11 protein-coding genes are annotated in these 13,163 nt (G+C 69.0%); 10 read left to right on the top strand and 1 reads right to left on the bottom strand.

Features of this window, described 5'->3' with window-relative positions; all coding sequences use genetic code 11:
* The 10 genes from G510_RS0102325 to miaA all read left to right on the top strand — a co-directional run bounded on the left by G510_RS0102325 (nt 1) and on the right by miaA (nt 11,027).
* Complete coding sequence (locus G510_RS0102325) at nt 1-1,677, top strand: ribonuclease J (protein WP_029152281.1); 1,677 nt, start codon at nt 1-3, stop codon at nt 1,675-1,677.
* Nucleotides 1,678-1,771: 94 nt separating this feature from the next.
* Nucleotides 1,772-4,627 carry an FtsK/SpoIIIE family DNA translocase gene (locus G510_RS0102320; RefSeq protein ID WP_029152280.1) on the top strand — a complete coding sequence of 952 codons (2,856 nt, stop codon included), beginning with the start codon at nt 1,772-1,774 and terminating at the stop codon, nt 4,625-4,627.
* 22 nt (nt 4,628-4,649) lie between these two features.
* On the top strand, nt 4,650-5,222 hold the full coding sequence (gene pgsA, locus G510_RS0102315; protein ID WP_029152279.1) for a CDP-diacylglycerol--glycerol-3-phosphate 3-phosphatidyltransferase: 573 nt from the start codon (nt 4,650-4,652) through the stop codon (nt 5,220-5,222).
* Complete coding sequence (locus tag G510_RS15110; RefSeq protein WP_036321686.1) at nt 5,222-5,728, top strand: CinA family protein; 507 nt, start codon at nt 5,222-5,224, stop codon at nt 5,726-5,728. Before pgsA ends, G510_RS15110 begins: the two co-directional genes overlap by 1 nt.
* A gap of 153 nt (nt 5,729-5,881) precedes the next feature.
* Nucleotides 5,882-6,193, top strand: coding sequence for a helix-turn-helix domain-containing protein (locus G510_RS0102305; protein ID WP_029152278.1), 312 nt, complete (start codon nt 5,882-5,884; stop codon nt 6,191-6,193).
* Between the two features lie 10 nt (nt 6,194-6,203).
* Nucleotides 6,204-6,422, top strand: coding sequence for a DUF3046 domain-containing protein (locus G510_RS0102300; protein ID WP_029152277.1), 219 nt, complete (start codon nt 6,204-6,206; stop codon nt 6,420-6,422).
* A gap of 253 nt (nt 6,423-6,675) precedes the next feature.
* Nucleotides 6,676-7,740, top strand: coding sequence for a recombinase RecA (gene recA / locus G510_RS0102295; RefSeq protein ID WP_029152276.1), 1,065 nt, complete (start codon nt 6,676-6,678; stop codon nt 7,738-7,740).
* 8 nt (nt 7,741-7,748) lie between these two features.
* Nucleotides 7,749-8,495 (top strand): regulatory protein RecX, encoded by a 747-nt coding sequence (locus G510_RS0102290; protein WP_029152275.1) that lies wholly within the window; start codon nt 7,749-7,751, stop codon nt 8,493-8,495.
* Nucleotides 8,496-8,568: 73 nt separating this feature from the next.
* Nucleotides 8,569-10,113 carry a tRNA (N6-isopentenyl adenosine(37)-C2)-methylthiotransferase MiaB gene (gene miaB / locus G510_RS0102285; RefSeq protein ID WP_029152274.1) on the top strand — a complete coding sequence of 515 codons (1,545 nt, stop codon included), beginning with the start codon at nt 8,569-8,571 and terminating at the stop codon, nt 10,111-10,113.
* On the top strand, nt 10,110-11,027 hold the full coding sequence (gene miaA, locus G510_RS0102280; protein ID WP_029152273.1) for a tRNA (adenosine(37)-N6)-dimethylallyltransferase MiaA: 918 nt from the start codon (nt 10,110-10,112) through the stop codon (nt 11,025-11,027). The genes miaB and miaA overlap by 4 nt, the downstream gene beginning before the upstream one ends.
* Nucleotides 11,028-11,037: 10 nt before the next feature.
* Here miaA and G510_RS15105 read toward each other — a convergent pair whose 3' ends face one another.
* Nucleotides 11,038-13,161 (bottom strand): right-handed parallel beta-helix repeat-containing protein, encoded by a 2,124-nt coding sequence (locus G510_RS15105; protein ID WP_036321681.1) that lies wholly within the window; start codon nt 13,159-13,161, stop codon nt 11,038-11,040.
* Between the last annotated feature and the right edge of the window lie 2 nt (nt 13,162-13,163).

The following is a 13,163-nucleotide window of genomic DNA, read 5'->3' as shown; positions in this document are numbered from 1 at the left end:
ATGACTACCCCTGTCTTCGACCCGCCCTCACTCGAATCCGGCGCCCTGCGCGTCACGCCTCTCGGAGGCCTCGGCGAGGTCGGCCGCAACATGGCCATGTACGAGTTCGACGGCAAGATCATGCTCGTCGACTGCGGCGTGCTGTTCCCCGAGGAGCACCAGCCCGGCGTCGACCTGATCCTGCCCGACATGGAGCCGCTGCGCGATCGCCTGAACGACATCGTGGGCCTCGTGCTCACGCACGGCCACGAGGACCACATCGGCGCGGTGCCGTACCTTCTTCGCATGCGGGAGGACATCCCGATCTACGGATCGAAGCTCACGCTCGCGCTCATCACCGCGAAGCTCAAGGAGCACCGGATCACCCCCGTCACGCACGTCGTGCGCGAGAACGAGATCCGCCAGGTCGCGGGCTTCGAGCTCGAGTTCGTCGCGGTGAACCATTCGATCCCGGACGCGCTCGCGGTCGCGATCCGCACCGACGCCGGCCTCGTGCTGCACACGGGCGACTTCAAGATGGATCAGCTGCCGCTCGACGGCCGCATCACCGACCTGCGCGCGTTCGCACGGCTGGGGGAGGAGGGCATCGACCTGTTCCTGCCCGACTCGACCAACGCCGAGGTTCCGGGCTTCACGCCCACCGAGAGCCAGATCGGCCCCGTCATCGAGCAGGTGATGTCGAAGACCGCCGGACGCGTCATCGTCGCGAGCTTCTCGAGCCACGTTCACCGCGTGCAGCAGATCATCGACGCGGCCGTCGTGAACGGCCGTCGCGTCGCGCTGCTCGGCCGCTCCATGGTGCGCAACATGACGATCGCGCAGCAGCTCGGCTATCTCACGGTTCCCGACGGCACGCTCGTCGACTACAAGAAGTCGCACGACATCCCCGACGACAAGATCGTGTACATGTCGACCGGTTCGCAGGGCGAGCCGATGGCCGTGCTCAGCCGCATGGCGAACCGCGACCACGCGATCACGCCGGGCGAGGGCGATACCGTCATTCTCGCCTCGAGCCTGATCCCGGGCAACGAGAACGCCGTCTACCGCGTGATCGACGGGCTCACCAAGCTCGGCGCCAACGTCGTGCACAAGGCCAACGCCAAGGTGCACGTGTCGGGCCACGCGGCGGCCGGCGAGCTGCTGTACTGCTACAACATCCTGCAGCCGAAGAACGTCATCCCGGTGCACGGCGAGTACCGCCACCTGGCCGCGAGCTCCGCTCTCGCGCAGCAGACCGGCATCCCCGAGAACAACGTCTTCATCGTCGAGAACGGCACGTCGGTCGACCTCAAGGACGGCGAGGCATGGGTGTCGGGTCAGCTCGACCTCGGCTTCGTCTACGTCGACGGCTCGTCCGTCGGTGAAATCACCGACGCCGATCTTAAGGATCGCCGCACGCTCGGCGAAGAGGGCTTCATCTCGATCATCGTCGTGGTCGACTCGAAGACCGGCAAGATCGTGACCGGCCCCGAGATCCACGCCCGCGGATTCGCGGAGGACGACAAGGTCTTCGACAAGATCCGTCCGAAGATCGCGGCCGCGCTCGAAGAGGCCGGCCAGAAGGGCGTGCGCGACAACCACGCGCTGTCGCAGATCATCCGCCGCACGATCGGCCGCTGGGTCGGTCAGCGTCTGCGCCGCCGCCCGATGATCGTGCCGCTCGTCATCGAGGCGTAGGCCGCCGAAGCGCACGGCCCGGGCACCTGCGGGTTCGCCCGGGCTTTGCGCGTCCTCCCTGAGAATGTCGGGGGTCGCGCGTACGGTATAACCCATGGCACGCTCGTCAACCGCGCCCAAGAGCGCCGGTCAGAACTCCTCGCGCGCCTCCGGCAAGGGGGCGTCGAAGAAGGCCGCGCCCGCGCCGAAGAAACACATCGACGATCCCGAGCGCCCGGCCGTGCCGGTGCGCATGTGGAACGGCCTGGCCCACGCGGTCGGCGGCGTGTTCCGCGCGTTCGGTTCCGAAGACCTCGAGCGCGACGATCGCCGCGACGGCTTTCCGTTCCTGCTCGTGCTGCTCGCCATTGCGGGCGCCGTCACCGAGTGGTTCTTCATCGGCGACGAGGTCGCCGGCAACATCAGCGCGTTCACGTTCGGGCTCGTGATGGGGCGCGCCGCGTTCGTCTTCCCCGTGCTGCTGCTCTTCCTGGCCGGCTGGCTGTTCCGCCACCCCGCGTCGGTCAACGACAACGGTCGCGTGGGCATCGGGTTCGCGCTCTTCACGATCTCGGTGGCTGCAATCTGCCACGTCGCACTCGACCGCCCCGCCCCGGCCGACGGCATGCCGGCGCTCAGTGCCTCGGGCGGCCTATTCGGCTGGATGCTCGGCGAGCCGCTCGCGCTCCTGATCACACCGATCGGCGCGTATGCCGTGCTCGGCATATTCGTGCTCCTCAGTCTGCTGATCATCACCAAGACCCCGCCCAACCGCATCGGGCGCCGCCTCGGCGACCTGTACACGTGGATGTTCGACGACACCCCGCGCTCAGACGACCGGGCAGATGCGTCGGCCGACGAGACGGCCACGAAGGTGCTCGAGGAGAAGCCCGCACGCGGTCGTCGCGGTCGCCGCAAGAAGTCCGACGAGTCGGAGCTGTTCGACGGCGCCGACGAACTGCCCTGGTGGCGGCGCAACGCCTCCGGTCGCGAAGAGGACGTCGACGTCGTGACCGACCCCGAGCACCTCACCGACCTGCTCGGCAAGCAGACCGATCGCGGCTACGACAACGCGGTCGTCGCGGTCGACGCACCGACGAACCCCACGTTCGCGCCATTCGATGAGCCCGCCGCGGCGCCGGCCGACCAGGTCACCGAGGTGCTCAACAGCCCGGCCCTCGACCGGCTGCGCGGCTCGAGCGGCTCGGAGGACACCGGCTTCAGCCTGATCGGCGATGGCGACGACGGGTCGGACGGCGACTTCGGCGGCATCTCGGGCTTCGGCACCGACGGCCCGGGCGCTCGCGGTCCGCAGCCCCCCGAGGCGCCGTACGTGCTCCCGTCTCCGGCGGCGCTCGCGGCGGGTCCGCCGGCCGTCGTCAGCTCCGAGGCGAACGACCGCACGGTCGCACAGATCGAGAAGGTCTTCGAGGAGTTCAAGGTCGGCGCGAGGGTCACCGGGTTCTCGCGCGGCCCGACCGTCACCCAGTACGAGGTCGAGCTCGGCCCGGGCGTGAAGGTCGAGAAGATCACGCAGCTGTCGAGCAACATCTCCTATGCCGTCGCCTCGAACGACGTGCGCATCCTCGCGCCCATTCCGGGCAAGAGCGCGATCGGCATCGAGATCCCGAACGCCGATCGCGAGACCGTCGCGCTCGGCGACATCCTGCGCTCGCCCGCGGCCCAGCGGTCGACGCACCCCCTGACGATCGCCGTCGGCAAGGACGTCTCGGGCGGCTTCGTCGTGGCGAACCTCGCGAAGATGCCGCACCTGCTCGTCGCCGGCTCCACCGGGTCCGGTAAGTCGAGCTTCGTGAACTCGATGATCACGAGCCTGCTGATGCGCGCCAAGCCGAGCGAGGTGCGCATGGTGCTCGTCGACCCCAAGCGGGTCGAGCTCACGAGCTACGCCGGGGTTCCTCACCTGATTACGCCGATCATCACGAACCCGAAGAAGGCGGCCGAGGCGCTGCAGTGGGTCGTGAAAGAGATGGACATGCGGTACGACGACCTCGCGTCGTTCGGCTTCCGCCACATCGACGACTTCAACAAGGCGGTCGTGGCCGGCGAGATCCAGCTGCCGGTCGGCTCCGAGCGCGTGCTCAAGCCGTACCCGTACCTGCTCGTCGTCGTCGATGAGCTCGCCGACCTCATGATGGTCGCCCCGCGCGACGTCGAAGACTCGATCGTGCGCATCACGCAGCTCGCTCGTGCTTCGGGAATCCACCTCGTGCTCGCGACGCAGCGCCCGTCCGTCGACGTCGTCACGGGCCTGATCAAGGCCAACGTGCCCTCCCGCATGGCGTTCGCGGTCACGAGCGTCACCGATTCGCGCGTGATCCTCGATGGCCCGGGCGCCGACAAACTCATCGGCCAGGGTGACGCGCTGTTCTCGCCGATGGGTTCGTCGAAGCCGTTCCGCCTGCAGGGCGCATGGGTGACCGAGGCCGAGATCGATGAGGTCGTCAAGCACGTGACGAAGCAGGCGCGGCCCGATTACCGGGCTGATGTCGCGGAGGCGCTCGAGGCCCCGAAGAAGGAGATCGACGAGGACATCGGCGACGACCTCGAGGTGCTCCTGGCCGCGACCGAGCTGATCGTATCGAGCCAGTTCGGGTCGACGTCGATGCTGCAGCGCAAGCTGCGCGTCGGGTTCGCGAAGGCGGGCCGCCTGATGGACCTGCTCGAGTCCCGCGAGATCGTGGGCCCGAGCGAGGGATCCAAGGCGCGCGACGTGCTCGTGGCCCCCGACCAGCTGGCGACAGTCCTCGCACAGCTGAAGGGAGAGGAGCCGCCGAGGTCTCCGGCTCCGGCCCCGACGCCCGCGGCGGCGGCACCGGCCGAGGCGCAGACGGCGCCGCTCGCCAGCGACCGCTACGGCACCGATCCGATCGAGGCGCAGTACGAGGGCCTTCCCGTGGTCGACGAGAGCGATGACGAAGATGCGTGGGGCCTGACAGGCCGCGACTGAGCGCGCCTGCGAGACTTGACCCATGGCGATTCATCCTCAGCTTCCCAACGCGATCACGATCGCCCGCATCCCTCTCGCGGTGGTCTTCGTGGTGCTCCTCCTGATCGGGGGCACCTATGGCGACGCGAACATCGCGGTGCGGTGGGTCGCGGCCGTCCTGTTCATCATCGCGATCTCGACCGACTGGGTCGACGGTTTCCTCGCCCGCAAGTACGAGATCGTGAGCGACTTCGGCAAGCTCTGGGATCCGATCGCCGACAAGCTCCTCACGGGGCTGGCGTTCGTGGGTCTGGCGATTCTCGCGGAGATGCCCTGGTGGATGGTCGTCGTGATTCTCGTGCGGGAGTGGGGCGTGACGGCGCACCGGCTGGTCGTTCGGCACACGCACGACGTCGCGGCCGCGTGGCTCGGCAAGGTCAAGACGGCCGTGCAAGGGGTCGTGCTCGGATGGGCGCTGTTGCCGCTCGGTCTGCTGATCGGCGCCACGGCGTGGACGACCGTGACGGCCGTCGGCTTGTGGATCGTCGTGGTGCTCACCGTCGTCAGCGGCATTGATTACGTCATTGCGCAGGCACGCGGGTCCCGGGCCCGCTGATGCCGCGCAACGACGGATCCGCCGCGGCGCAGCTGCTCGTCGAGCTCCGGCGGCGCGGGTGGTCGGTCGGAGCGGCTGAGTCGTTGACGGGCGGCCTGGTCGCGGCCGCGATCATCGATGTTCCGGGCGCCTCCGCCGCAATGCGCGGCGGCGTCGTGGCGTACGACACGCGCGTCAAGCGCGAACTCCTCGGCGTCGACGGCGATCTGCTCGCGGTCCACGGCGCCGTGCACGCCGACGTTGCGCGGCAGATGTCAGAGGGCGTCCGACGCGCTCTGCGCGTCGACGGATCCGACGCGGACGTGGGGCTGGCGACGACCGGAATCGCGGGTCCCGAATCGCCCGACGGTCAGCCGGTGGGCCTCGTGCACCTCGGCGTCTCGACGCCGGAGGGCTACTGGGGGAGCCGGCACGTGTACGCGGGCACGCGCGACGAGATCCGCCGCGGAGCGGCGCATGGCGTCATCGCTCTCGCCGTCGAGGCGCTGACGTCCGCACGGGAATAAACCGGGTCGCGATGTGCGTTTCTCCCATGTGATCACTCGAGATATGACGTCCACCACCCAGGATTCTCGACTACGCTGGTATGACCTGGCGCGGAGCCCCGGCCCCGCGCGAACCACATCGACAGACGCGAATAACGAGGGGGAGGGCCCGTCATGATTCTGATTCGTCAAGAGATCGGCGACGTGCTTCGGGATTTCCGACAGCAGCAGGGCCAGACGCTCCGCCAGGTCGCGAGCCGTGCGAGCGTCGCACTCGGTTACCTCAGCGAGGTCGAGCGCGGGCAGAAAGAGGTCTCGAGTGAGATCCTCGCCGCTGTGACCGACGCCCTCGGCGTCTCGATGTCGAGCGTGATGCGCCGCGTGGGCGATCGTCTCGCCGTGCTCGAGGGCATCGAGGACGCGTTCCCGGACGTGGTTCCGGACGACCTCGTGGCCGAGGTCGAGCCCGAGCTGTCGCTGCATTGATCCGCTCCGCATGAGGCGAAGCGAGTTCTTGCGTGCGGTCGACGAGTACTTCGGCGCGCGCGCGACGTGGGTCCTCGCTGACCTCGTTCTGCCGGGCATCGGCCTGACGGCGAGCGCCGCGATCGACAGCGGCGTTCCGCCCCGCGAGGTGTGGGTCGCGCTGTGCGCTGAGGCCGATCTTCCCGAGGCCGCGCGATACGGCGCGGGACTCAAACCACCCCGCGCCTGACTGATCGTTCGAATTATCAGTCGACGTCGGCGCGTCGCGTTCGAATATTTGTCCAGCGCGGCGTAACGTCGTTCCCAACGTGGAATCTGTACTGGTTCTCCACATTGCGGTGACCGACGGCTTCGTTTGTCAGTGGTTCTCCGTAACGTGGCGATCAGCCGCAGAGGCTACGCGCCCTGTCGAAGAACCCGCCCCTCAGAGGCGGGTCGCGACAGCCTATGGGCGGCGGATTACGAGCGAAAAGGAGTTCATCATGGCAGCATCGGCAGATCGCGAGAAGGTACTCGAGACGGCCCTCGCGCAGATCGATCGTCAGTTCGGCAAGGGGTCGGTCATGCGCCTCGGCAGCGAAGAGCGCGCCCCCGTCGAAGTCATTCCCACGGGCTCCATTGCGCTCGATGTCGCGCTCGGCATCGGGGGGCTCCCGCGCGGCCGCGTGGTCGAGATTTACGGCCCGGAGTCGTCGGGTAAGACGACGCTGACGCTCCACGCCATCGCGAACGCGCAGGCAGCGGGCGGCATCGCCGCCTTCATCGACGCGGAGCACGCCCTCGACCCCGAGTACGCGAAGAAGCTCGGCGTCGACATCGACTCGCTTCTCGTGTCCCAGCCCGACACGGGTGAGCAGGCGCTCGAGATCGCCGACATGCTGATCCGCTCGGGCGCGATCGACGTCGTCGTCATCGACTCGGTGGCGGCACTCGTGCCGCGCGCTGAGATCGAGGGCGAGATGGGCGACTCGCACGTCGGCCTGCAGGCGCGCCTCATGTCGCAGGCGATGCGCAAGATCACGGGTGGCCTCAGCCAGACCAAGACGACCGCGATCTTCATCAACCAGCTCCGCGAGAAGATCGGCGTGTTCTTCGGCTCTCCCGAGACGACGGCGGGCGGAAAGGCGCTGAAGTTCTACGCCTCGGTGCGCCTCGACATCCGACGCATCGAGACGATGAAGGACGGCGGAGAGTCCGTGGGCAACCGCACTCGCGTCAAGGTCGTCAAGAACAAGATGGCTCCTCCGTTCAAGCAGGCCGAGTTCGACATCCTGTACGGCAGCGGAATCTCGCGGGAGGGGTCGCTGATCGACTTCGGTGTCGAGCACAACATCGTCAAGAAGTCGGGCTCCTGGTACACCTACGACGGCGACCAGCTCGGCCAGGGCAAGGAGAACGCCCGACGCTTCCTCAAGGAGAACGTCGACGTGGCCCTCGAGATCGAGAACAAGATCAAGGTCAAGCTCGGCCTCCTCGACGATCCCGATGCCGCAGCCGACGACGAGGCCGCGCCGGTCGACGACATCGCGACCCGCCGCACGGCGTAATCGCCATCATGAGTGACGACGCGCACGGGGGCGAGGAGAAGCTCGCCCCCGTGGTGCCGCTGTTCGGCGGTCCGGTGCCGTCTGCTCCGCCCCCTGCGGACCCGGAACAGGCCGACGGCCCGAGCGACGAGAACAGCTGGCACACGACGTGGAACGCGCAGCCGGCGCGCCCGATCAGCGCGGACGCGCCCATGGTCGGTGATGCACCGTCGTCCGAGTCGTCGTCGGGCGCCGAGCCGTCCGGCGACGACTCGGACGATGCGGAGCTGCTGCGTCGCGCCGAGGCGCGGCTGACGAGGTCGATCGCCAGCCGCGGGCTCTCCGAGCGCGAGGCGCGAGATCGGTTGCGGCGCGATGGGGTTGACCCGCATGACGTCGACGAGATCACCGAGCGGCTGTCGGCTGCCGGCGCTCTCGACGACGACGTGGTCGCCGAGCAGATCGTGTACCAGTCGGTGACGCGCAAGAATCAGGGCAGGCGTGCCGTCGAGCAGACGCTGTCGAAGCGGGGCATCTCGCGGGAGGCCATCGACCGCGCCCTGGAATCGCTTCCCGACGACGACTACGAGCGTGCGCTCGAGTTCGCTCGCGGCAAGGCCTCGAGCCTCGCGCGGCTCGATCGCGACACCGCGCTGCGCCGCCTCGTCGGGCAGCTGTCGCGACGGGGGTACGGCGGCTCTCTCGCCATGAGCGTCGCGAAGCAGGCGCTCGATGAGACCGGTTCGGGCGGCACCTCGCGCGTACGGTTCAGATGAGTCGCGTCGTTTCTCACGGATCAGGGGTTCTCACACGCCCGATGATCCGCGGTTACGTAGAATCGACTGTGTTATGACCACGCCATCTTCAGCCCCCACGCTCATCGCGCCCTCTGCCGCAGCAGTCGACGCCACCGGTCGCGCCCGCACGTACGAGGTGCGCACGTTCGGGTGCCAGATGAATGTGCACGACTCCGAGCGCATGTCCGGGTCGCTCGAGAGCGCGGGCTACCTGCCCGCCCCCGAGGGGCACGATCCCGACGTCGTCATCATCAACACGTGCGCCGTGCGCGAGAACGCCGCCGGCAAGCTGTACGGCACGCTCGGGTACCTCAAGTCAGTGAAGGAGCGTCACGCGGGCATGCAGATCGCCGTGGGCGGCTGCCTCGCGCAGATGGACCAGGACGTCGTGACGAAGAAGGCGCCGTGGGTCGACGTCGTGTTCGGCACGCACAACATGGGCTCCCTCCCGCAGCTTCTGGAGCGCTCGCGCCACAACGGCGAGGCCGAGCTCGAGATCCTCGAATCGCTCGAGGTGTTCCCGTCGACGCTTCCCACGAAGCGCGACTCGCACTACTCGGGCTGGGTATCGATCTCCGTCGGCTGCAACAACACGTGCACGTTCTGCATCGTGCCGAGCCTGCGCGGCAAGGAGAAGGATCGTCGCCCGGGCGACATCCTCGAGGAGATCAAGCTCCTGACCGACGACGGCGCGATCGAGGTCACGCTGCTCGGCCAGAACGTGAACAGCTACGGCGTCGAGTTCGGTGACCGTCAGGCGTTCAGCAAGCTGCTGCGGGCCTGCGGCGACATCGAGGGGCTCGAGCGCGTGCGCTTCACGAGTCCGCATCCCGCCGCCTTCACCGACGACGTGATCGACGCCATGGCCGAGACTCCCAACGTCATGCCGCAGCTGCACATGCCGCTGCAGTCGGGCAGCGACAAGGTGCTGAAGGACATGCGCCGGTCGTACCGATCGAAGAAGTTCCTCGGCATCCTCGACCGGGTGCGCGAGAAGATGCCCGACGCGGCGATCACGACCGACATCATTGTGGGCTTCCCCGGCGAGACCGACGAGGATTTCGAAGACACACTGCGGGTCGTCGAGGCGGCTCGATTCGCGAGCGCCTTCACCTTCCAGTACTCGATCCGCGAGGGAACGCCCGCCGCGACGATGCCGAACCAGGTGCCGAAGCACGTCGTGACCGAGCGCTACGACCGCCTGATGGCGCTGCAGAAGCGCATCACTCTCGAAGAGAACGAGAAGCAGGTCGGCCGCCGCCTCGAGGTCCTCGTGTCGACGGGCGAGGGCAAGAAGGATGCGGCCACGCATCGCCTGACCGGCCGCGCCGAAGACAACCGCCTCGTGCATTTCGAGGTGCCGGAGGGGTCCGAGACCCCGCGGCCGGGCGACGTCGTGTCGGTGGAGGTCACGCACGCCGCGCCGTCGCACCTCCTCGCGGACAGCATCGACGGTGCGCCGCTCGTCGTGCGCCGCACCCGCGCGGGCGACGCGTACGACCGCAGCCTCTCCGCGAGCTGCGCGGTTCCCACGGCGGTCGGCGCGGCAGACGCATCGGTCGGCCTCGGCATCCCGTCGCTCCGCGTCGGCCTGTGACGGGATCTGACGGCCCCCGTCTCTGGGTGGTCGTCGGCGCGACGGGAACCGGGAAGAGCGACCTCTCGCTCGATCTCGCCGAGCGACTCGCCTCGCGCGGAGAGCCCGCCGAGGTCGTCAACGCCGACGCGATGCAGCTGTACCGGGGTATGGACATCGGAACGGCGAAGCTCGCGCCGGAAGAGCGCCGCGGCATCCCGCACCACATGCTCGACGTGCTCGAGGTGACCCAGGATGCGGCGGTCGCGTCGTATCAGCCGCGCGCACGCGCCGTGATCGATGACGTGATCGCGCGCGGCCGGCACGCGATCCTCGTCGGGGGATCGGGGCTGTACGTCTCGAGCGTGGTCTACGATTTCCAGTTCCCGCCTCGTGACGAGGCGCTGCGCGCCGAGCTCGAGGCGCGCCTGGCGGCGGAGGGGGCGGGAGCCCTCTACGAGGAGATCCGCGCGGCAGACCCATCGACGGCCGAACGCGTGGATCCGCGCAACGGCCGCCGCGTCGTGCGGGCACTCGAGGTCCTGCGCCTCGGAAGCTCAGGGCACGGTGCCGCGCTCCCCGAGAAGCCCACACTCTGGCGCGAGACGACGATCGCCGCGCTCGGCCTGGACCGGCCCGCGCTCGTCGAACGCCTGGATCGCCGCGTCGAGCGCATGTGGCGCGACGGGATCCTCACGGAGACCGAGTGGCTTCGCGAAGCGGGCCTCGAGCGGGGGAAGACCGCGAGCCGTGCGATCGGCTACGCGCAGGCCCTCGCCCAGCTGACGAACGACAAGACCGAGGCCGAGGCGATCGCCGAGACGCAGTCGCTCACCCGGCGCTACGCGCGCCGCCAGGTCAGCTGGTTCCGGCGCTACGCCGAGGCTCGGTGGCTGGACGCCGCCGACGCGAGCGCCGCAGACCTCGTCGGCTGATCGGCCGGCCTCACCCCTGCGTCGGCAGGAACGGATCCGGCCGGGTTCCGGCCGCGAGAGGGTGCCGGCGGTCCGCACACTCGCGCGGTCCCGCGCCCGAGACATCGGGCACGCGGATCCCCAGCGCGTGCGCTGGCGAGTCGTCCGCCACACGGAAGTCGTCCGTGAGGAGAGGGCCGGCCGTCACCGAATGACGATCGCGCCCGAGGGCAGCCCACTCGTCGTCGAGCGCCTCGGCGATCTCGAAGCCGACGGATCCGTCGTCGCGTACGGGCCGCACGGCGTTCGCGGCGCGCACGGCGCCGGGTACGGGAGACGGATCCCAGAACAGGTTGAGATCGCTGTCGACGCCGAAGCGGCGCGCATCGCGGGTGCCCTCCGCGCCGACGAAGGCGGGCGTGCCGGATCCGACGACGATGTTGCGCAGGAACGTGAACGACGTGTGGGCCTCGGGGCGCGTGATCGAGACCTGGCCGTTGCGGCCGCGCGCCCAGACGTTGTCGCGCACGATCACCTCGCGTCCGTAGTGCTGGTGATAGCACTGGCTCGACGTGTCGTGCACGACGTTGCCCTCGATGACGACGTGGCTCGAGCCCTCATCGAGATAGATGCCCCAGCCGCCGTAGTTCTGGCATTCGATGTCGTGGATGTGGTTGCCGCGCACCACGGTGCCGGGCGCGATCCCGAGCAGATACACGCCGCCCATGTCGTTGAGCCGGCCCTGTCCGAGGCGGTGGATGTGGTTGCCGATGATCTGGTTGCCCTCGGACGTGCTGGGCAGGTAATCCCACATCCAGCCGACCGACACCCCGGAGTACGGGAAGTCGCGGATCTCGTTGTGCGCGATGACGTTGTGCGAACCGTGCTGGAACAGCATTGCCACCGCTCCGCGATATACCTGTCCGCCGCGCTCGGCAGTGCAGTCGGAGACCTCATTCGCGCGGTTGAAGCCCGGAGACGACGCATCGATGTCCCCACCGGATCTGACGGCTCCCGCACCGAGGTCGCGGAGGGCGACGCCCGAGACGAGGTTGCCGCGCGAGCCAGGGCCGAACGAGATCCCGTACCCGCCGACGCGCTCGACGGATCCGCCGATCACCGCGCAGGACCGCGCGTGACCGAAGCACAGCGCGGCGGGAACGGTGCTCGCGGCCTGGACGTCGGCGGCGTAGCGCCCGTCTGAGGGGAGCTGCGGATCCTCGCGCACGCCGAACGGCAGCACCGCCGCGGGCACCTCCGCGAAGTCGGCTTCGGCGAAGCGCACGTGTTCGAACCGAACCTCGCGCACGGGGGCGTCGGTGGATCCGGTGAGGATCGCGAACGCGTCCGTCACGGGGAATCGGACGTCGAGGTCTGCGGGGTCGTCGACCGCGAGCAGAATCTGCGGTCCGTCCGAACCGGACACGGCGCCGGTCGTATCGAGGTACCACTCGCCGGGCACCTCGCCGAGCGACTCGGCCACGTTCTCGAGGTGGTACCGGGCGAAGAGCGCCGCGGCATCGTCGCGCAGGGCGAAGATGCTCGTGAGGTCGCTCGTGATCGTGCGCGCTTCGCGGTCGATCCGCGCGATCGGCATGCGCTCCTGCACCCAGTAGTGCGGCACGACGACCTCGACGCTCGTCTCCTCTGCGAGCTGCGGGATGTCGCCCTCGGCGTACCGGAAGGCGGCGGATCCGTCGAACAGCGTGCCGACGAAGCTGCCGGACGGGTCGAGCCCCTCCTGCTCCTCGACGCGCAGGAACCCCTCGCGCGGATAGCGCGGGCGCGGCGCGGCGGCGCCGTCCACGTACAGCCGTCGGCCCGTGGCGCGCGGGGCGGCCGCCGCCCACACGCGACGCCCGTTCACCGTGACGGGCCGCCATCCGGTGATCCGCACGGACCCGCGCAGCACGGGCGGGTGACGCGGATCCGCGGCGACGACGGACGTGAACGAGTCGGCGGGGCCGAACTCGACGGGATCCGGGTGGGCGTACTCGCCGCCCGCCATCCAGATCACGGCGCGCTGCCCGCCCTCGCGGCGACGCCTCACGAGCGCGAGCCCGTGCGCGAGGTCGTTCGCGGGGTAGCCGTGCGAGCCGTCGGCGAAGGGGGATCCGTCGGGCGCGACCCAGACCTCGATGCGGTCGGTGCTCATAT

This window comes from Microbacterium gubbeenense DSM 15944, from assembly GCF_000422745.1.
In the GTDB taxonomy this organism is placed as follows: domain Bacteria; phylum Actinomycetota; class Actinomycetes; order Actinomycetales; family Microbacteriaceae; genus Microbacterium; species Microbacterium gubbeenense.
Note: the sequence above shows the minus strand (reverse complement) of the source record. Positions and strands in the feature narration are given on the sequence as shown.

What these genes read in the sequence shown, in the direction of transcription:
- G510_RS0102305 (WP_029152278.1), top strand. Translation starts at nt 5,882, where the DNA reads ATGATTCTGATTCGTCAAGAGATCGGCGACGTGCTTCGGGATTTCCGA.
- recA (WP_029152276.1), top strand. Translation starts at nt 6,676, where the DNA reads ATGGCAGCATCGGCAGATCGCGAGAAGGTACTCGAGACGGCCCTCGCG.
- pgsA (WP_029152279.1), top strand. Translation starts at nt 4,650, where the DNA reads ATGGCGATTCATCCTCAGCTTCCCAACGCGATCACGATCGCCCGCATC.
- G510_RS15110 (WP_036321686.1), top strand. Translation starts at nt 5,222, where the DNA reads ATGCCGCGCAACGACGGATCCGCCGCGGCGCAGCTGCTCGTCGAGCTC.
- G510_RS0102325 (WP_029152281.1), top strand. Translation starts at nt 1, where the DNA reads ATGACTACCCCTGTCTTCGACCCGCCCTCACTCGAATCCGGCGCCCTG.
- G510_RS15105 (WP_036321681.1), bottom strand. Translation starts at nt 13,161, where the DNA reads ATGAGCACCGACCGCATCGAGGTCTGGGTCGCGCCCGACGGATCCCCC.
- G510_RS0102320 (WP_029152280.1), top strand. Translation starts at nt 1,772, where the DNA reads ATGGCACGCTCGTCAACCGCGCCCAAGAGCGCCGGTCAGAACTCCTCG.
- miaB (WP_029152274.1), top strand. Translation starts at nt 8,569, where the DNA reads ATGACCACGCCATCTTCAGCCCCCACGCTCATCGCGCCCTCTGCCGCA.
- G510_RS0102290 (WP_029152275.1), top strand. Translation starts at nt 7,749, where the DNA reads ATGAGTGACGACGCGCACGGGGGCGAGGAGAAGCTCGCCCCCGTGGTG.
- G510_RS0102300 (WP_029152277.1), top strand. Translation starts at nt 6,204, where the DNA reads ATGAGGCGAAGCGAGTTCTTGCGTGCGGTCGACGAGTACTTCGGCGCG.